The following is a 19,022-nucleotide window of genomic DNA, read 5'->3' on the forward strand; positions in this document are numbered from 1 at the left end:
ATGGCAAAATTTTATCCTTCGTTAAAAATGTTATATTGAATAGTATTACGGTTCGGAGTCGGGGGTGGTAATCCTAAATGCTCAAAAGCATTCGGAGTTATTATTCTTCCCCTTGGGGTACGTTGTAGAAAGCCTATTTGAATTAAATACGGCTCTATAGTCTCTTCGAGTGCGTCACGTTGTTCGGACAAAGCGGCGGCAATCGTCTCAATTCCTACCGGTCTGTCACCGTAATTATCGGCAATAAATTTCAGATATCGCTCATCGTTACTATCAAGCCCGATACTATCGACTTCCAAACGATTTAATGCCGCATTTGCAACAATTTTATCAATTTCTAATTTGCCGTCAACAGCCGCAAAATCTCTTATTCGTTTAACGAGTCTTAGGGCAATTCTAGGAGTCCCTCTACTTCTTTTAGCTATTTCTTCGGAACCGCAATCAGTTAAGCTAATCGCAAGTAGCTTGCTTGCTCTATTTAATACTTTTTTTAATTCTCCAACACTATAAAAATTTAAACGCAGCGGAATACCGAAGCGGTCTCTTAACGGGTTACTTAATAAACCAAGCCTAGTAGTAGCACCGATTAAGGTAAATGGCGGCAAATTTATTTTTACCGACCTTGCCGCCGGTCCTTCACCAATAATAATATCTAAGACAAAATCCTCCATTGCCGGATATAAAACTTCTTCAACAGATATATTAAGGCGATGAATTTCATCAATAAATAATACGTCGTTTTTCTCTAAATTAGTTAGAATTGCGGCCAGGTCGGCAGCTTTTAATATAGCGGGACCAGAAGTAGATTTAAAATTTCCCCCAAGCTCATTAGAGATAATTTTTGCCAGGGTAGTTTTCCCAAGACCAGGCGGACCATAAAATAGTGTATGATCTAAATGCTCAAATCGTGCTTTAGCAGCCTGAATAAAAATTGATAGATTTTCCTTAATTTGTTGCTGCCCGACAAATTCCTGTAAATAAGAAGGTCTTAGCGAAAATTCCTGATCATTTGGATTTTCTTCCGGTGATAAAATATTTTCAGACATTTGAGCCACGATTTTTCAAGGCAAGTTTAATTAATTCATTAATAGAGATTTCAGGATTTTTTGCAATAAGTTCCTGCACAATGCTTTGAGCTTCAAATCTATTAAAACCAAGATTGCTTAAAGCTTTTATCACCTCAGAACTAGCAACCGGACTAATACCGCTTAAATTTAATTCACTTTTAATTGCGGCACTCCCTCCTCCTATTAAAACTTTACCTTTCAACTCCATTATTATACGTTCGGCAAGCTTGGCCCCTACTCCCGAAACAGCTTTAAAACTATCTTTATATCCCTGATTTACGGCAAGCTGAATATCTGCAGGCGTAAGATTTGATAAAATAGATAATGCCATTCTGGTGCCGATACCGCTAACCGATTGCAATAAGTTAAAAAATGCTTTTTCTTCTAGAGATAAAAACCCGTAGAGATGAATATGATCCTCCCTAACATGAGTTTCAATAAATAATTTGCAAAATTCACCTTCCGGTAATTTACGTAAAGTTTTGCCGGAGGCATATATTAAATATCCTACTCCGTTTACATCGATTATAACGTAATCGTCAAAACAGGAGTCTATTTTACCACTTAATTTACCAATCATTTTTTTAGTTTCAATCTTTTATTTCTACTATATATAAGTACACGCAGTGGTAAACCAGTTATAACGAAAGCTAAACTATAATGAATAAGTAGTGGCCTCTCCATAGCGTGACACTGTCCATCATCAGGTACGCCTTCGGCAAAAACAATATAAGCTACTATAACTGTAACTACTAAATATAGGAAAGTATAAACTAAATATTTTATTAATTTAAAAAAACAATTCATAAATATTTCCTATTACTGCTATAATTACGATTATACTCTGAATTATAACCATATGCAACATCCGGCTTTTTTAATTGCCTTTTTTATAACAATCATTCGTTATTACGATTATGCTTTGTTTGGGCTTTCGGCTAGCATCCTGGCAAAGAATTTTTTACCGCCTGCTACTCATGATGTGCAAATGCTTGGATTCTTTGCAATACTCGGTGGAGCTGTCATAGCTCGCCCGATCGGATCGTTAATATTCGGTTTTATAGGAGATAAATACGGGCGTATTAAATCGATTAAAATTTCGGTAATTATTGCTACTATTTCTACAAGTTTGATTGCTGTTACTCCGAGCTTTATACAAATTGGCAATTTTGCCGTTATCATATTGATATTCTGCCGAATGATCTTTTTAATGAGTCTTGCCGGTGAAGTTGATGCCGTAAAAATTTATGTTGCTGAAAAAGCCGGTAATAACCATAAGAATCTAACTAATGGTATAGTAGTCAGTTGTAGCCAGGTCGGCGCATTACTTGCCGCTATAGCGTATTATTATGCTAATAATTTTGGCTCATTCGAATATTTATGGCGGTTAAATTTTTTATTCGGTGGAATGTTTGGGATAGCTGCTATTTTGATGAGAAAATTCTTTAAAGAAAGCGAAGAGTTTTTATATTACCGAAAAAAACATCCTAACAAAAATGATAAAAACTTATGGCAAATTTTACAGGATACTAGGCTGGAATTTATTGTATCAATACTTATTAATGGCTCTATCGGTGGAATTTATCATTTTTTAGTAATCTTTTTAGGTATTTTTTTATCACAAATAGCTGGCACCATTGATCACAACCAAGCTCAAACCATGAATATAATTTTAATTATTATTTATGCGATAGCAGCAATATTTTCGGGTTTTCTTGCCGACAAAGCTAATCCTTTAAAACAGATTATTGCTTCGTTAGCTTTAAGCCTTATAATTGCATTAGTTATGCAAATTTCTTTATATAAACAAATATTTATAATTTATTATCCTATTATTCTTATGGGACTTGCAGCATTTTATGCCGTACCTCTACAAATTATTATTCAATCGTTATTTATTCCGACAAATAAGATGCGTATGTATAGCCTTTCTCACTCTCTAGGCGGTACACTTTTATCTTCCGCTACGCCATTTTTTAGTATGTTATTATGGCAGAACTACAAGTCATTACCTATTACATTAAGTTTTTTTATAAGTTTGTTAATAATATTAATCACTTCGGTGATAGTATTGTTGCGTAGTATTTTGGTTAAAAAGAGTTATTACAAATAGTGTTTCATCTAGGCTCTGGATCGGTTTTGATTTCATTTTCCTGCAGGTACCGTTGCGTGGATATCCTCCCTCGTCATTGCGAGGAGGTGCATAACACCGACGTGGCAATCTAAGAAAAAAATAGCTAAAAATGCTATGAAATTTACTATTTCTAGATTGCCACGCCGCTTATAGCGGCTCGCAATGACGGATGAATACCGTTTTTGAGCCACGCCACAATGCCAAAACGGGAATCACATCTTTAGTTTAATTTTTCTGGATTCCCGCCTTCGCGGGAATGACATCGATGATAATTTTTTAAAAAATTATCAATAATTAATTTGTCTTTTTCGTCTAATTCTGTAGAAGTCGGAATATTGTTAGACAGCTTATTTAACTGAGCAATCAAATTTACTAATTTATTCAATGTTTCGGCAATATTTTTTGTAGCTGTTATATTATTCTCATTTCGTTGCAAGGTAAGCAAAGTTAACTCATCTTCCAGTAAAATAATAAGTTTGGCAATAAAATTATATAAGCTATTTATAGTATCCGTTATATCTCTAGTCATAAGTTTAAGGGCATAAATTATCGCCACCGGCAACAGGTTTAAGCCCGACAAACGCCCTTTTCTCGTTTAACGTCATAAAATCGGCACTTGCTATTTTAGACCATAAATTTTCACGCTTCTCAGTAAGAGCTGATATACTATCTCGGTCAAAATCAATAATAATATCTTCCTGATATAAATGTGAAAACCAGTTGCTTAAGCTATCGGCTAGCTTATCAAGTAAAGGTATTAACGTTTCTTCCCATAAAGCTAATCGTGCCTCCTGCATATTACTATAAGTATTATCGCCTTTAATACCGAGTAATTGAGGGGGTACACCGAAAGCTAAGGCTATCTCTCTTGCCGCTGAGTTTTTAGATTCAATAAAGTCCATATCCTTAGGGTTAATACTCATCTCTTGCCATCCTAGCCCCCCTTCTAGTAATAAGGGTTTGCCGGAGTTATTACTGCCGGTAAATTTATCGGCTAATTGAGCTTGCAGCCTTTCAAATTGTTCATCACTAAGATAGCCGTTACCGTCTTTCACTATTAATGCTCCACTAGGACGCGCTCCATTTCGTAGTAAAGAATTATTCCAATAAGTGGCTTGTTGATGCAAGTCGATCGGTAAAGCTGCAGCATCTAGGGCTGATAATCCATAATGTTGATTAGTCGGATGGTAGTTTTTTAAATGCAAAATCCTACTTATTTTATTAATAGGATTGATAGGATAAATTTTTTCGCCCTTACTGCTTTTATACCTATAAGCAACCGCCTGATTTTGTTCTAATATTATTTCCGTAGCAGTTGGGTGAAGTAAATAAATCTCTAGCGGTTTTATGTCTGACGTAGATAAAATATAACCATTTCCAAATAACAACTTACCTGCTATCAATTCACTGAAAAAATCAGCCCCGGCTTTTTCTGGATTTGGTTTTTTTAATAAATGATATAGTGGATGCTTTGCAAGTACTTCATTGTTTTTCATTAATTTCCAAGGCACATGACCTGCTGATTGGGCAATTAAATTAACGCATCGATATACTATAACGTTTTTTCTGTAAGCATCTATACCGATTTTGATTTCTTTAGAGTCACCGTACCAATCACCATAGGTAATATTATTGAATTCAATAGAAGATTGAGATTTAGGAATGTAAGTTTTAAAGATTCTATTTAAATAATTTTTTATCATAATGATCTCAAATATTTATTATATTTAAGCAAATTATATAACAAATTATTTGATCCACTAAGTACAGCGTTATTCAAAAAGCTTGATACAAGCAAATTTTTCAGGACTCGCCTGTATAGTGAAATGTATTGAATTAGGTGCAATTTCTACATTATCTTTTAATTTTTTAAAAACATATCTCATACCGTAAATGGTTTAGCATTAGCGGTATTCGCTATATCCTTAAAAAAATAAAATTTCTCCTATAAACTACACCTAATTCAATACATTTCACTATACTCACGTATTTTTATACGCTGCGCAGGCTCTTCCTTAAATGGTTATTACAATTAGGGTGTCATATCGTGGTCAAGCCAGCGTTGTTACATGGTTCTAAAAAAGCGCCGTATGTCATTCTAGCTAAAGGCGGGAATCCAGAAAAAGGTAAAATAATTTAAGCTTTTAGTTGTAAAATTTATAGTGTTACGCCTTTTAGTTTCTAGATTCCCACCTTCGTGGGAATGACATCGGAGAATTTGGTATAATTTCCGAGCTATGCAACAACGCTGGTCAAGCCACGACATGACACCGCACGCTTTGCAGAAATTCGAGCCATACAACAACGCTTTCAGTCGCTCGCAAGGACATTACCCAGAAGATTTTTTTATTAACCTAAGCCACGCTTCCCAGTCACGTTTGCCTAAATCTTTTTCAAATGACAATATATCCTGTATTGTTTGCCGGCATATCTCTTTAGAAGGAGTAATTAGCTCCTGCCCTGCCCCGTAAGCTAAACATTGAGTTTTGCAGGCCTGTTCTAAATGATAGCTATAAAACATCGCTTCATGAATTGTCTTTCCGCAGGTAATTACGCCGTGATTGCATAAAAACATTACATAATTTTGCCCGAGGTCATTGACCAGCGCCGTACTTTGATTATTATTAAGCACTAACGAATCATAATTATGATATGAGACTTTTTCGTAAAAATGTAATGCCCACTGACTAATAGGTAATAGCCCGCATTTCATTGATGAAACGGCAACATTTGCGGGAGTATGAAAATGAAATATGGAAGAAATATCAGGCCGTACTTTATATATGTCACCGTGAATAAAATAACCAGTTTTATTATACTGATACTCGTTTCCTTCTAAAACTTCTCCATCTAAATTAACTTTAAGTAAGTTGTTCGGAGTTACTTCTTCAAACCTTAATCCAAAGGGATAAATATAATAAAAATCAGAATTTAAAGGTCTGGCAGATAAGTGAGTATAAGTATGATCATCCATAGCCAAATATGCCATTATTTGGTAAGCAGCAGCTAGGTTATATTTTATATCGGTTACTGTCATTGTTTTGTAATTACGATGCTATTACTCTTGCCATACCGTGGCTTAACCACGGTATCCAGTCCTTTTTTAAATAACTTTCTGGATTCCCGTTTCCGCGGGAAGACGTTGTTGCGTGGATACCCTAAACGCCCTCGGTGTCCTTCCCTCGAAAGAGGGAATCTACTTAACAATATAACAAAAGTTAGATACCAGCTTTCGCTGGTATGACACCAAAAATTCGATCTACGCAACAAGGTTTTCAGTCGCTTGCAATAACGTTTGAGGTATCCACGCAACAATGCTGAGCTAGGAATGACATAAATTGGTTAGAAATCCATTCCGCCCATTCCTCCCATGCCGCCCATACCACCAGGACCACGTGGTGCTGAATTTTCTTTCTCAGCAGGTTCATCAACAATTAACGTTTCGGTAGTAATAATTAATGAAGCAACGGAAGCAGCATCTTGCAAAGCTGTACGCACTACTTTTGCTGGGTCGATTATTCCCGCTTTAATCATGTCAACATAAGTCATATCTTGCGCATTAAAACCAAAGTTTTTGTCCTTACTTTCTAAAAGTTTGCCGACTACGACGCCGCCATTTTCACCAGCATTTTCCGCAATTTGTCTTACCGGATCTTGCAAAGCTTTCGTTACTAACTCTATACCTGCTTGCTGGTCATGATTAGCTCCTTTTAATGCTTTTAAAACTTCTGCTGCATGTAATAGAGTAACACCGCCGCCGGCAACAACACCTTCTTCTACTGCTGCTCTGGTCGCATGAAGCGCATCCTCAACACGATCTTTACGCTCTTTTACTTCAACTTCGGTAGCACCGCCGACTTTTAACACGGCAACACCGCCTGAAAGTTTAGCTAAACGTTCTTGCAGTTTTTCTTTATCGTAATCAGAAGTAGATTCGCTAATTTGTTTACGAATTTGAGAAGCTTTTATTTCAATATCTTCTTTGCTCCCTGCTCCATCAACGATAACGGTATTTTCTTTAGAGATAGTAACTTTCTTAGCTGTACCAAGCATTTGAATACTGACATTTTCAAGTTTCATCCCCAGATCGTCGGTTATTAACTCACCTTTAGTTAAAACAGCGATATCTTCCATCATAGCTTTTCTTCTATCACCAAACCCTGGAGCTTTTACTGCTGCAACTTTTAAACCACCGCGTAATTTATTAACAACTAAAGTTGCTAATGCTTCACCTTCTACGTCTTCAGCAATTATAAGTAAAGGACGAGCTGATTGATGTACTGCTTCAAGTATTGGTAACATCGCTTGTAAACTTGACAATTTTTTTTCAAATAACAAGATGTAAGGATTTTCAAGTTCTGCTACCATTTTTTCAGAATTAGTTACAAAATACGGTGATAAATAACCTCTATCAAACATCATTCCTTTAACTACTTCGACATCAAAACTAAAGTTTTTAGCTTCTTCAACAGTAATTACTCCTTCTTTTCCTACTTCTTCCATTGCTTTAGCAATTTTTTCGCCGATTTCTTTATCGCCGTTTGATGAAATAGTTCCTACTTGCGCAATTTCTTCTTGACTACTAATTTTTTTACTAGATTTTCTAATTTCTTCTACTACGGCATTTACTGCTAGATCCATACCGCGTTTTAAATCCATCGGATTATATCCTGCCGCGACTAACTTATTACCTTCTCTAGCTAAAGCTCTTGCTAAAACAGTTGCAGTAGTAGTACCGTCCCCGGCTGTTTCAGCTGTTTTAGTCGCAACAGACCTAACTAAACGAGCACCAGCATTTTTAATTTTATCTTTTATTTCAATTGATTTTGCTACCGTAACACCGTCTTTGGTAATTTTCGGTGCACCGAATGATTGCTCAATAAGTACGTTTCTACCTTTTGGACCTAAAGTTACTTTTACTGCATCAGCTAAGATATCGATGCCTTCTAACAATTGTTCACGTGCTTTTGAACCATGTTTAATTATTTTTGCTTCCATATTGAATTCTCCTTAAATAAATTATTATTAGTTTCATCGGGCATTCTTGTGAGATATTGCCTCGTAGATCGAAATCATTGCAAAAGACATCGTCATTGCGAGGAGGCATTTATGCCGACGCGGCAATCTTTATGAAATTAGTTGGATTGCTTCGCTTCGCTCGCAATAACAGTGAGAGTCTTTTAGATTGCCACGTCGATGCCAATGCAACTCCTCGCAATGACGTTGGAGGCAGGATTTCCTCACATATTAATAATGCCCATAACATCGCTTTCTTTCATGATGATTAATTCTTCGCCATTTACTTTAACTTCAGTACCAGCCCATTTACCATACAAAACTTTATCTCCTACTTTTAGTTCTAAAGAATGAAATTCACCATTTTCTCCTCTAGTGCCCTTGCCTACAGCAACTACTTCTCCTTGCATAGGTTTTTCTTTTGCAGTATCGGGGATAATAATTCCACCAAGCGTTTTTTCTTCTTGTTGAATCGCTTTTATGGCAATTCTGTCATATAACGGTTTAAAAGACATTTCTAACCTCCAAATTTAATATTTTAAATGTATCTTGTATATATAAGTTATTTCCTATAGTTCAAGAGGTAATTACTAAATAATTTGTTATTTAATCAAAATTTTGCATACTAACGCCGTGTTTGGTTTTATTCCATTTAAACGGCTGAAAAATAATTTCCCAGAAGGCTTTATAGGACGCTATCGTGTGTAATATAAAATAACTAGGCCAGAGAATTAAAGCTATAATATCAAGAAACCGTAATTTTGCCCTCTTTCTATAAGTCATTATTATATAGCAAGCACTAATATATAAATACGAGAAAGCGAAAAACCCGTTGATTAACCATAAATAATTAATGATAGGATTTTCATTTATTATAATAGTAAATATTATAAAAGGTAAGCACCAGAAACTATAAGAAGATAAACCAATAAAAATATAAATAGTAAATATTTGTTTTAAATTAAATTTTTTATATTTGTCTCTTTGTGCTTTAAAAATAAAAAAAGTTTGTAAAAAACCTTTAATCCAGCGAGATCGTTGATTTAACCAGTTTCCAATACCAATAGGTGATTCTTCTAAAGTATATGAATCAATCATATATACCTTATAGCCTCGTGAGTACAGCCTTATCCCAAGTTCGGCATCTTCCGTAACGTTATAGGCATCCCATCCACCTATATCATATAAGATATCTGTTTTGAAATGGTTGCTGGTGCCGCCGAGCGTTACCGGTAAATCTAATAAGCTTAGTCCTTTTAAAATATATTCAAACCATAAACTATATTCGATGCTAAACATCTTAGTCAGTAGATTCTCGTCTTTATTATAAAAATTAAGTTTAGCCTGCAGACAGGCATATTCCGGCGGTAAGATTTCAAATGCTTTTAACGCTGCAATTAACTGATTAGGATCAGGCATATCTTCCGCATCATATACAACTAAATATTTTCCTCGAGAATACTGCAAAGCATAATTTAATGCTTTCGGTTTGGTTTTCGGCAAAGAGATTGGTACTTGTAATATGTGGATATATGAAGGTAAGTTATAAACGCCGATTTCCCTGATCATTAAATAATCATCGGCTTCAATAATAAGTTTAACATCCAGTTTATTTTTAGGATAATTAAGAAGCGCAACATTTTTAAGTATCGATTTTAATTTACCTGTTTCTTTATATAAAGGTATTAAAATGGTATAGATTGGAAACTTTTTGCTCATCGACTCACCTATTATATATAGGCTTCGCTCCTCGCTTCTGGTGTTATAAGAGAATACAGCACGAGAGAATAATAATATTTTCAAAAAATTTTGTAAAAAATAGCCGGCATTATTGGTAATATGAAATAGTAAAGGAAAATATATAAGTATTATAAAAAACACAGTAAGGAAAAATATTATTTTATGACTATAGTTAATATTTTTGGCAATGATTGTATCACTCGTGAATTCCAGGAAATATTTTGACTTAATAATATTAAGATGTGCAAAATTTTTCTCTAGAATCTTATAAAAATCTAATTTTTTAATTAAGCGTATAGAGTTCTTAGTGCTTGCTAATAAAAATAAATTTCTAAGATCGTTTATTGCAATAATCTTATTATTTTGTTGGCCTTCATAGACAAAATACCCTTTTATTATATATTCTTTAAAACGAGAATAATCGTAAATTTTGCCGTTTATATTTCTTATAAGTAAAGAGTTGGAAATGTCACCTCCTGGTTTAACCACGGTGTCCAGAAAAGTATTGCTAAAAAGACTGAATTTCGTGGCGGGGCCACGGAAAGACAAATTTTCCTGCAAAATATCTATCATTAATTCGTTATCTATCACTTCTTGCTGAATAATAATTTTAATAAAATTTTCTTTTGTTTTTGCCTGAATCAATTTTAAATTAGTAATTTGCAGTTCATCTAATAATTCTTTATCCTTAACTGCATTTAAAATATTTTCTTCATTTATATATCTAACCATAAGGAAAATGTTATACCCGATATTTTATATTTTTTATTTGATAGACTTTGATCCCAAAAATAACCAAGTTGGGTCGTTAAAAAATTTTTCCCTACATTATCAAGTTTTATTATTTTTGCAACTGAAAGTTGCTCATAAACAGTTTCAGTATAAATATAACCGTAATCCTGACGAGTATGATATTTAGTAAAGTTAACTAGCATAAAACCGTTTGCAAATTTAATTCCTTCAGTAGTTGAGGTATTAATATATATTTTTTTATAGCCAATATAATTTATATAGTGACCTATACTAAAAGTATTTTGATTAAACACGGTAGCGGAATAAATTTTTTCCGATATGCCAGATAATAATGAGATTTCAGCAAAAAATTCTTCTTTGCAGTTTTTATTTTTACTAACAAATATCTTAGGTTGCAACGATAAGACAAAATTATTTTTTTGGAATAATTTGAGCTTATAAAATAAAGCTGCTTCCTCGTTAAAAGTTTTTTTGCCGTTAAATTTCTCTTTTTTAAATAGAAAATGGACGCCGAAATTTTGATTATCGGTAATGCCGTATTCAATAGCGCCGCTAGTAAACCATTCCTCTTGATATGGCGGCAATCGTCCGAGCGCTTGCCGTAGTTTCTTTATTCGTTTTAATATTTTTTTATAATCAGGTGAATTAGACTTTAATTGCCCCGCATGCACCTCTAGTTGCTCGATTTCTTCCTTTATCTCTCGAGCAAAAATCTCTCGTTGTTTTTTCTCCTTTTTTGAAGATTTATCAACATTATTAATATTTATACCATATCGATATCGCCCTTGTTCTAGTAACCATGCAGAAGCATCAGCTTTATTAGTACTTAAAATAATAAAGAGAAAAATCGAAATAAAATATTTAGGTAGATTTAACATTATAAGCCGTATAAATTAAAAAATACGCTATTATAATGCAATTTATAGTTGAATAAAGAACTAAATGAAATCTTCAGTAAAAAAATTTAAATTGCAATATCAAATGTTTTTTGTATTTTTACTCGAGGATACTTAATAAGTATTTTTATATTAAGAAAATTTAAATCATTTAAGGAGATATGTATGTCTAAAAATGTCAATAATGATATGAGTTTTGATGGAGCTAGTGCTGATATAGCTTCTGTAAATGCAGTGAATGTTGATGTATTGTCATTTGCTGAAGCTAATACCATGCCTGCATGCACAGCTGGTACAATTACGATTTCTGGTAGTATAGAGGAAAACTTTAACCCAAATATAGTCTTTAAAGAAGGTAAAGATATAATATTTGGTAATCAATATGAGTTATCAAAAGCTGTATTTTTAGAAGAAGCATCAAAAGTTGTATTTTTAGGGGAAGCAGAAGAAGAAGCGGCGGAATAAGAAAAATTTTGTCATTTTGTGATGGTACTGTTGCGTGGATTGTAATTATCGTATTATGGTTATCACAAGTACATTGTCATACCGTGGCTTGTACCTGAGGTATCCAGAAAAAACTTTAATAAAAGGAATGGATACCGTGATCAAGTCACGGTATAACAAATCACAGAATGACAGAGTAATATTTATCCTTCCAACAACACTTGATTCTGCAATTCAAACAATTCAGTACTTGCTGCCCTTGCTAGTTTTAGCATCGCTAAAAACTGCTCTTCAGAAAATGGTTTTTGTTCAGCCGTACTTTGCACTTCAATTAAATTTCCGTCACCTGCGAAAACAAAATTTGCATCCACTTCGGCATTACTATCTTCTAAATAATCCAAATCAACTACCGGCTCACCTTTATATATACCGCAAGAAATAGCGGCAATTTGCGTAGTTAGTGGATTAGCTTTTAATGCTTTCCTTTTCATTAATGAACGAACGGCTAAATGAAGTGCTATATAACTACCGGTAATGGCAGCCGTTCTGGTACCACCATCAGCGTTTATTACATCACAATCAATAATAATTTGCCGCTCTCCGAGAGCTTTAAGGTTAATTATCGAGCGCATCGACCTGCCTATCAATCTTTGAATTTCCTGCGTCCTGCCACCTTGCTTGCCTTGCGCCGCTTCTCTTTTAATACGTTGATTGGTAGAAGCCGGCAACATACCGTATTCCGCAGTAACCCAGCCCTGCCCTTGCCCACGTAAGAATGGCGGTATGTTTGTCTCATAACTTGCACTACACATAACGTGAGTATTGCCTATTTTAATTAAACAAGAACCCTCCGCATTAGTAAGAGGAGATAATTCTATCGATACTTGACGTATTTGGTTATTTTTTCTGCCTGATGGTCTCATAATTGTAATTTGTTCTGTAATAATTCTTGAAAAATGATTAGTATATGCTCAAATAATTTTAAGGATTGAATTTTGAGGGGCGACTGCGCGCAGCATACTTTTGGTATATGCACACAGGACCCGCTGATAAAATGAAAAAGCAATTTTTAAAATCAGCAGAGTATACTTGAAAAATTTAAGTTTTTCATTATATTATTTAACATTAATCTTTAATAAATTAGATAATAAAATGGATAACAACAGTAAAGAAAAAAATGAAGAAGAAACAAATAACGCTATGGAAGAAATAATACAGGAAGAAAACTTACAATCTGAATCGGAAGAAGCAATTAATTTAAAAAACCAAATCACAATATTGCAAGATAAATTACTTAGAAGCATAGCAGAGGCTGAAAATACCAGAAAGCGTTTAGAAAAATCTCGTGATGAAGCACGCGATTATTCCATAGTTTCTTTTGCCAGGGATATTCTGGCCGTTAGTGATAATTTATCAAGAGCGCTAGAATATAAACCACAAAATCTTGAAGGAGAAGCAGCTAATATTGTCACCGGTGTTATCTCAGGCGTAGAAATGACTACACTAGAGCTTGCAAAAATATTTAAAAAACATAATATAGAGTTAATAGAGCCGATAATAGGTGAACGGTTTGACCATAATATTCATAATGCAATTTCACAAATCGATAGTGATGAATATGAGAGCGGAAGTATAATTGCCATAATGCAGGTGGGCTATAAGATTAAAGACCGGCTATTACGCCCGGCAACCGTGCAGGTGGCTAGGTAGTAGTGTTATTTGGGAGAGAGGGATGTTACTCGCATTGTCATTGCGAACGACATTGTTGCGTGCCCCCAACCGTCATTGCGAGGAGTTGCGATAGCAACGACGTGGTAATCTAGAAAATAGTCATCCTGAATTTATTTCAGGATCTTTTTGCAAGAGATACTGAAATAAATTCAGCATGACAAAGCCCAGATTGCTGCAGCCCCTTCGGGGCTTCGCAATGACGATCCCGTTATCCACAGTATAAGAATATAACCTCATCAAAAAAGAGAAATATTTTGAATAAAACAGCTATATTTTGGTTTCTTTTGCTGGGGTTTATTATAACCGCTTTAGCATCAATTTCCACTGTTATAAAGCCTTTCTTTATTACTTTTATACTTGCTTATTTATTACAGCCAGCAATTGATTTTATTGCTTCACGGTTCCGGATACCAAGAAATATAGCGGCTTCCATAGTATTTCTGGTTTTCCTAAGTGTATTTTTTATAGCGCTTACTATATTATTACCGATAATTTATCAACAAATTTCTATTTTTATTAATGCCATACCTAAATATAAAGATTATTTTCAGGCAGAAATAATGCCTCATATTTCTGCAAAAATTTATTCAATAGAGCCGAATATTGCAAATAAAATTAAAGGGTCGCTAAGTAGTTTTATAAATAATACATTCACTATATTAAGCAGCGTTGCTAATAATTTTTGGCATTATACTATAGTTACAATCAATATATTTGTATTATTTTTATTAATACCTATAATATTATTTTATTTCTTACGAGATTGGCCAAAAATTATAGCAAATATGAGATTATTATTGCCGCTACAAAGCAAAAAGAAAATAACAGAAATGTTATTTTCCATTGATAATTTACTATCGGCTTATATAAGGGGTCAATTAAATATCTGCTTATTATTATCAGTTTTTTATAGTATTTCATTATCCATAGTAGGTATAGATTTAGCGCTTTTACTCGGGATTTTAAGTGGTTTTCTGGTCATTATTCCGTTTATTGGAACTTTTATATCTTTTTCTTTAGCTCTACTTGTCGGCTATTTAACCTTCGGTATGAAAATAAAATTATTATATATAGTAATGATTTATCTTATCGGGAATATTAGCGAATCATATATTTTAACGCCTAAAATTATTGGGGATAAAATAGGACTTCATCCAGTTTGGATAATGTTCTCAATTTTGGCTTGCGGAAGTTTATTTGGCTTTGTCGGCATATTTTTTGCTATTCCGATTGCTGGTATTACCAAAATTCTACTTCTCAATATACTTGACCTTTACAAAGCTAGTAAATTTTATCATCAGGATAAAATTTAGGAATGTCATTCCCGTTTTTAGGCGTTGTTGCATGACTCGATTTTTTGATGTCATTCCTGCGAAAGCAGGAATCCAGAAAAAATACTTAAAATAAACAAAATTATATAAAAATTTGCTATATAATTTGCTTAAATATTCTCTGGATTCCTGCTTTCGCAGGAATGACATATTGCCACTTTTATTGAGCCGTGCAACAAGGCCCCGTTTTCACGGGAACGACTAAACCTATCTTGCAGGAATGACACCAATTCAAGCTCTTTTTAAGATATTTGACTGATGCAACAACTTATATTTCCTTTCTCTCATAATACAAAATATCATCCCGATGAGTTTATTGTCTCACAGTCTAACCGATTAGCGTACGATAAGTTAAAAAACCGACAAACAGACTGGGGAGTGAACCCTTATAAATTTACGTTGTTAATTAAAGGACCGCCTTCTTCAGGTAAAACATATCTTACGAAAATATGGCAAAATTTAACCAACGCTTTTATTATTCAAGATATTTTTTTTGATGAAGAAATTTTAGCTAAATATGATAGTTTCATTATTGAAGATATTGAAAATTGGCAAGAGGTAATTTTACTGCATTTATTTAATTTAATTAATGAACGACAAAAATATTTATTACTTACTATTTCTAATATAAATAAAAATTTTATATTACCTGATTTATCTTCAAGAATAAAATCCGTATTAACTATTGAAATAGAGCCGCCGGATGATGAATTAATGAAAATATTGATTTTTAAACATTTCTCTACTTCTTCTATAACAGTAGCCGAGAATGTTGCAGATTTTTTACTAGTAAATTTACCTAGACAACATAAAGAGATTATGGAAAGATTAGAGCAAATTAACAACTTTGCTCTAATCTCCAAACGTAAGGTAACGATTCCGTTAGTTAAAGAGGTGTTAGGTGCTCGATGTCATTCCCGTGAAAATAATTTGATCTTCTATACTCCATAAAACATCCAAATATTCTACTAAAATAGCCGTATTTTTTATGGCTTTATATTGAATATATTTCATTCCCGCATACATAGCAAAAAAGCTGTAAGCTAGCACTGGCCGCACTGAACTGTTTAAGGCGTCTATCCATCTAATACCCGAGTAGTAAGTCGCATAAAGAGAAGATTGCTCTAGCATTTCTTTAGATATATTTAGCTCCGTAAAAGTTTTAGAGTGATTAAGTTTATTATTTTCAATTTGTCGATCTAAAATATGTAACTCATGCTTTTTATCGTGAAAATCTTTAAATAGTTTGACAATCTCAGGTAATAGAGAGCTAACAAAGCCTGTTATTGCTGCAAGTAAAGTAATCATAAACATACCAGATTTATTTTGGTATATTATAGCAGTAATTAGATGTAGCACTAAGAGGACTATTTTTACCGTCATTGCGAGGAGAAACGCAGTTTCGACGCGGCAATCTAAGGCTATACTTGTCATTGCGAACAGAGCGAAGCAATTGTTCAACTATTTCTCCTTAGATTGCCACGTCGCCTAGCGGCTCCTCGCAATGACGACATGGCATGTTAGATTGCCGCGCTCCTTTTAGTCACTCGCAATGACGTTTGAGACTCAATAACTTCACACCGACCTTAACTTATCTATAACCTTAGGGTCTTTAGCTAATTCTAAAAATATTTCTCGCTCAAACGATAATACTTCTTCTTCGTTTATCTCTGAATGATTATTTATAAAATCCTGTAGCCTGGATAATATTTTATTTTGTATGTCATTATATTTTGAAGTATCTAACTCATTCGCTAAAGCTATCTTTGGCAGAGTTATTTTGCCGGCAGAAAGTATAATTTTTTTAGGTAATTGTAATTGCAATGCCTCGTCTAAAATATAATTCTTATTCATGTTTATTTGTAAATGAGTAATATTATAATCAGCAGCAAAATAATCGGCAGAACTTGATTTATTTGAAGTCAAAATATTTTTAATATTCTTAACTAGTTTATCTTTATCGCCTTCGCTTCTTAAAAGCATCTCGGTAACACCGCCCCATCCAGGTATTAGACCGACCGAAACCTCAACAAGGCCAGCATTTAATTCTTGATTAGCAACGACAAAACTTGAATGTAGTAACAACTCACACCCTCCTCCAAGCGCTATACCAAATGCACAACTAATAACATGCACCGATGAGTATTTTAACTTTAGCATAGTTTGCTGACCCAGCTTTAAAAACTCTTCTAAGCCTTGAAAATCCTGATTTTCTATATGGGAAAGGATTAACTTTAAATCAGCGCCAGCAGAAAAATTATTGCCTTGCGGCCAAATATAAAGATTTTGCTCCTTATTCTCAGCTATTTCAATGGCTTTTTGTAGTAAATAAAATACCTCTTTATTTAAGCAGTTCATTTTAGTATTGATAACAAAAACTAACTGATTTTGATAAAGTAATAACTTAGCCGAATCATTCTCCGCTACTATTTCGCTTATTTTTACTATATCTTTTCTTAAGCTAAATTTTTCTTTATCAATATTTTTATATTCGGCCTTTACTAAATAATCAGGTAACGGCAATCTCATTATATTAGCTTGACTGGTTAACCATTCCCAACCTTCCTTTATATGAAATGTTAATAATTCAAAAGGTCCAAATTTCCAGCTATAACCAAGTTTCATGGCTAAATCAATATCATAAATATTGCTTGTAACTTCAGGAATTAAACTTGTCAAATAGACATAAAATTCTGTTATAACTTCAGCAAAAAACTTTCTATAAATAGATTCGCTTGTTAAAAGCTCATTAACATCAGCAAATTCATTTGCTACTTTCTGCACTGGTTTATAAGATAAATCAGTTAAATTTATAACTTCTTTTATCTTTTTTCCCTCTATTAAGGATAAGCGATAAAACCCTCCTCCTCCCTTACGACCGATTAATTTATTTTCAATCATCCTGTCAAGAATCGGAGTATTTAAATATATTTTGTGGTAATAATCATTTTCCGGCAGGCTAGCAAGTAACGAACCGGATATTAATTTCATTACGTCATGGCCTATTAAATCATATAAGCCAAAAATTCCGGTACCCGGTAAGCCAAATTGAGTAGTAAATATTTTATCAATAATTACCGGATCTAAATTTGCTTTTATGGCTTTACGAACTACTAGCTCAAGTAAAAAGCACCCGATTCTGTTAGCAATAAACCCCGGAGTATCGTTACATTTTACTATTGTCTTACCAAGAATCCTGGTTAGAAATTCGGAAACCTGATTAATTATTTTCGGCACTACTTCATGATCCGTAATTAATTCGAGTAACTCCATATATCTTGGTGGATTGAAAAAATGTGTAATAACAAAGCGGGATTTAAGTTCGCTACTCAAATTTTCTTTCAGTCTTTTTAACGGCAGCGTCGAAGTATTAGAGGCGATAATTGCGTTATTCTTTAAATAGGGAGTAATTTTATCATATAATTGATGTTTGATTTCCAGCTTCTCAATAATTACTTCAATGACTAAATCACAATCCTTAATTAAATTTAGATCATCCTCTAAATTACCGATAGTAATAAGATTTGCTTTATCGGGAAAAGACAAAGCAGGAGGCTTTTGTTTATGCAAATTTTCTATCGCATTTTTAACGATTTTATTTTTATCGTCTGAATCTTTGCTAGCAATGTCTAGCAAAACAACTTTATGAGAAGCATTAGCAATTAAAGCAGCAATCCCTGCCCCCATAACTCCTGAACCGATAACACATATTTTTTGTATATCATTTTGCATAAACTACTCCTCTGTTATTAGGGTGAATATCAATTATGTCATTCTCGCGTGGATCGAATTTTGGTGTCATACCAGCGAAAGCTGGTATCTAACTTTTGTTATATTGTTAAGTAGATTCCCTCTTTCGAGGGAATGACACTGAGGACGTTTAAAGTATCCACGCAACAATACCTTGCGT

18 protein-coding genes are annotated in these 19,022 nt (G+C 33.7%); 5 read left to right on the plus strand and 13 right to left on the minus strand.

Annotation, left to right across the window (positions count from 1 at the left end):
- Positions 1 to 11: 11 nt before the first annotated feature.
- Genes ruvB through OTR29_RS04120 form a run of 3 tightly spaced genes read right to left on the minus strand, consistent with a single transcriptional unit; the run spans position 12 to position 1,874 of the window.
- Positions 12 to 1,046: a Holliday junction branch migration DNA helicase RuvB gene (gene ruvB, locus OTR29_RS04110; protein ID WP_422229391.1), complete on the minus strand. Its 1,035-nt coding sequence runs from the start codon at positions 1,044 to 1,046 to the stop codon at positions 12 to 14.
- Positions 1,039 to 1,647, minus strand: a complete 609-nt coding sequence (gene ruvA, locus OTR29_RS04115) for a Holliday junction branch migration protein RuvA (RefSeq protein ID WP_422229392.1) — start codon at positions 1,645 to 1,647, stop codon at positions 1,039 to 1,041. Before ruvA ends, ruvB begins: the two co-directional genes overlap by 8 nt.
- Entirely contained in the window at positions 1,644 to 1,874 is a 231-nt protein-coding gene (locus tag OTR29_RS04120; protein ID WP_422229393.1) for a Holliday junction ATP-dependent DNA helicase RuvA, read from the minus strand. Before OTR29_RS04120 ends, ruvA begins: the two co-directional genes overlap by 4 nt.
- 52 nt (positions 1,875 to 1,926) lie before the next feature.
- Here OTR29_RS04120 and OTR29_RS04125 point away from each other — a divergent pair, with 52 nt between their 5' ends.
- On the plus strand, positions 1,927 to 3,180 hold the full coding sequence (locus OTR29_RS04125; RefSeq protein ID WP_422229394.1) for an MFS transporter: 1,254 nt from the start codon (positions 1,927 to 1,929) through the stop codon (positions 3,178 to 3,180).
- A gap of 241 nt (positions 3,181 to 3,421) precedes the next feature.
- On the opposite strand, the gene OTR29_RS04130 is transcribed toward OTR29_RS04125, so the two are convergent.
- The 7 genes from OTR29_RS04130 to OTR29_RS04160 all read right to left on the minus strand — a co-directional run bounded on the left by OTR29_RS04130 (position 3,422) and on the right by OTR29_RS04160 (position 11,588).
- Positions 3,422 to 3,730 (minus strand): hypothetical protein, encoded by a 309-nt coding sequence (locus tag OTR29_RS04130; protein WP_422229395.1) that lies wholly within the window; start codon positions 3,728 to 3,730, stop codon positions 3,422 to 3,424.
- Positions 3,731 to 3,734: 4 nt separating this feature from the next.
- Entirely contained in the window at positions 3,735 to 4,904 is a 1,170-nt protein-coding gene (locus OTR29_RS04135) for a phage portal protein (protein ID WP_422229396.1), read from the minus strand.
- A 626-nt stretch (positions 4,905 to 5,530) separates the two neighbouring features.
- Positions 5,531 to 6,238 carry a class II aldolase/adducin family protein gene (locus OTR29_RS04140; protein WP_422229397.1) on the minus strand — a complete coding sequence of 236 codons (708 nt, stop codon included), beginning with the start codon at positions 6,236 to 6,238 and terminating at the stop codon, positions 5,531 to 5,533.
- 305 nt (positions 6,239 to 6,543) lie between these two features.
- Complete coding sequence (groL, locus tag OTR29_RS04145; protein ID WP_422229398.1) at positions 6,544 to 8,199, minus strand: chaperonin GroEL; 1,656 nt, start codon at positions 8,197 to 8,199, stop codon at positions 6,544 to 6,546.
- 242 nt (positions 8,200 to 8,441) lie between these two features.
- The gene (locus OTR29_RS04150; RefSeq protein WP_422229399.1) at positions 8,442 to 8,732 is read right to left on the minus strand and encodes a co-chaperone GroES; all 291 of its coding nucleotides are present in this window, start codon (positions 8,730 to 8,732) and stop codon (positions 8,442 to 8,444) included.
- Positions 8,733 to 8,823: 91 nt separating this feature from the next.
- On the minus strand, positions 8,824 to 10,689 hold the full coding sequence (locus tag OTR29_RS04155) for a glycosyltransferase family 2 protein (RefSeq protein ID WP_422229400.1): 1,866 nt from the start codon (positions 10,687 to 10,689) through the stop codon (positions 8,824 to 8,826).
- A complete protein-coding gene (locus tag OTR29_RS04160) occupies positions 10,674 to 11,588 on the minus strand; it encodes a hypothetical protein (RefSeq protein ID WP_422229401.1) in 915 nt (304 codons plus the stop codon). Before OTR29_RS04160 ends, OTR29_RS04155 begins: the two co-directional genes overlap by 16 nt.
- 183 nt (positions 11,589 to 11,771) lie before the next feature.
- Here OTR29_RS04160 and OTR29_RS04165 point away from each other — a divergent pair, with 183 nt between their 5' ends.
- A complete protein-coding gene (locus tag OTR29_RS04165; RefSeq protein ID WP_422229402.1) occupies positions 11,772 to 12,071 on the plus strand; it encodes a hypothetical protein in 300 nt (99 codons plus the stop codon).
- Between the two features lie 182 nt (positions 12,072 to 12,253).
- On the opposite strand, the gene rph is transcribed toward OTR29_RS04165, so the two are convergent.
- The gene (rph, locus tag OTR29_RS04170; protein WP_422229403.1) at positions 12,254 to 12,973 is read right to left on the minus strand and encodes a ribonuclease PH; all 720 of its coding nucleotides are present in this window, start codon (positions 12,971 to 12,973) and stop codon (positions 12,254 to 12,256) included.
- Positions 12,974 to 13,202: 229 nt separating this feature from the next.
- Between rph and grpE the strand changes: the two genes are divergently transcribed.
- The 3 genes from grpE (at position 13,203) to OTR29_RS04185 (ending at position 16,063) form a co-directional block, all read left to right on the plus strand.
- Positions 13,203 to 13,760 carry a nucleotide exchange factor GrpE gene (gene grpE / locus OTR29_RS04175; RefSeq protein WP_422229404.1) on the plus strand — a complete coding sequence of 186 codons (558 nt, stop codon included), beginning with the start codon at positions 13,203 to 13,205 and terminating at the stop codon, positions 13,758 to 13,760.
- Between the two features lie 275 nt (positions 13,761 to 14,035).
- Entirely contained in the window at positions 14,036 to 15,094 is a 1,059-nt protein-coding gene (locus OTR29_RS04180; protein ID WP_422229405.1) for an AI-2E family transporter, read from the plus strand.
- A 276-nt stretch (positions 15,095 to 15,370) separates the two neighbouring features.
- Positions 15,371 to 16,063, plus strand: coding sequence for an HdaA/DnaA family protein (locus tag OTR29_RS04185; RefSeq protein ID WP_422229406.1), 693 nt, complete (start codon positions 15,371 to 15,373; stop codon positions 16,061 to 16,063).
- On the opposite strand, the gene OTR29_RS04190 is transcribed toward OTR29_RS04185, so the two are convergent.
- Positions 16,010 to 16,546 (minus strand): hypothetical protein, encoded by a 537-nt coding sequence (locus OTR29_RS04190; protein WP_422229407.1) that lies wholly within the window; start codon positions 16,544 to 16,546, stop codon positions 16,010 to 16,012. The two genes, OTR29_RS04185 and OTR29_RS04190, sit on opposite strands and share 54 nt — an antisense overlap.
- A 141-nt stretch (positions 16,547 to 16,687) precedes the next feature.
- Positions 16,688 to 18,844 (minus strand): 3-hydroxyacyl-CoA dehydrogenase/enoyl-CoA hydratase family protein, encoded by a 2,157-nt coding sequence (locus tag OTR29_RS04195; protein WP_422229408.1) that lies wholly within the window; start codon positions 18,842 to 18,844, stop codon positions 16,688 to 16,690.
- Between the last annotated feature and the right edge of the window lie 178 nt (positions 18,845 to 19,022).

The sequence above is a fragment of the Rickettsia endosymbiont of Halotydeus destructor genome, from assembly GCF_049278075.1.
Lineage (GTDB): Bacteria > Pseudomonadota > Alphaproteobacteria > Rickettsiales > Rickettsiaceae > Rickettsia.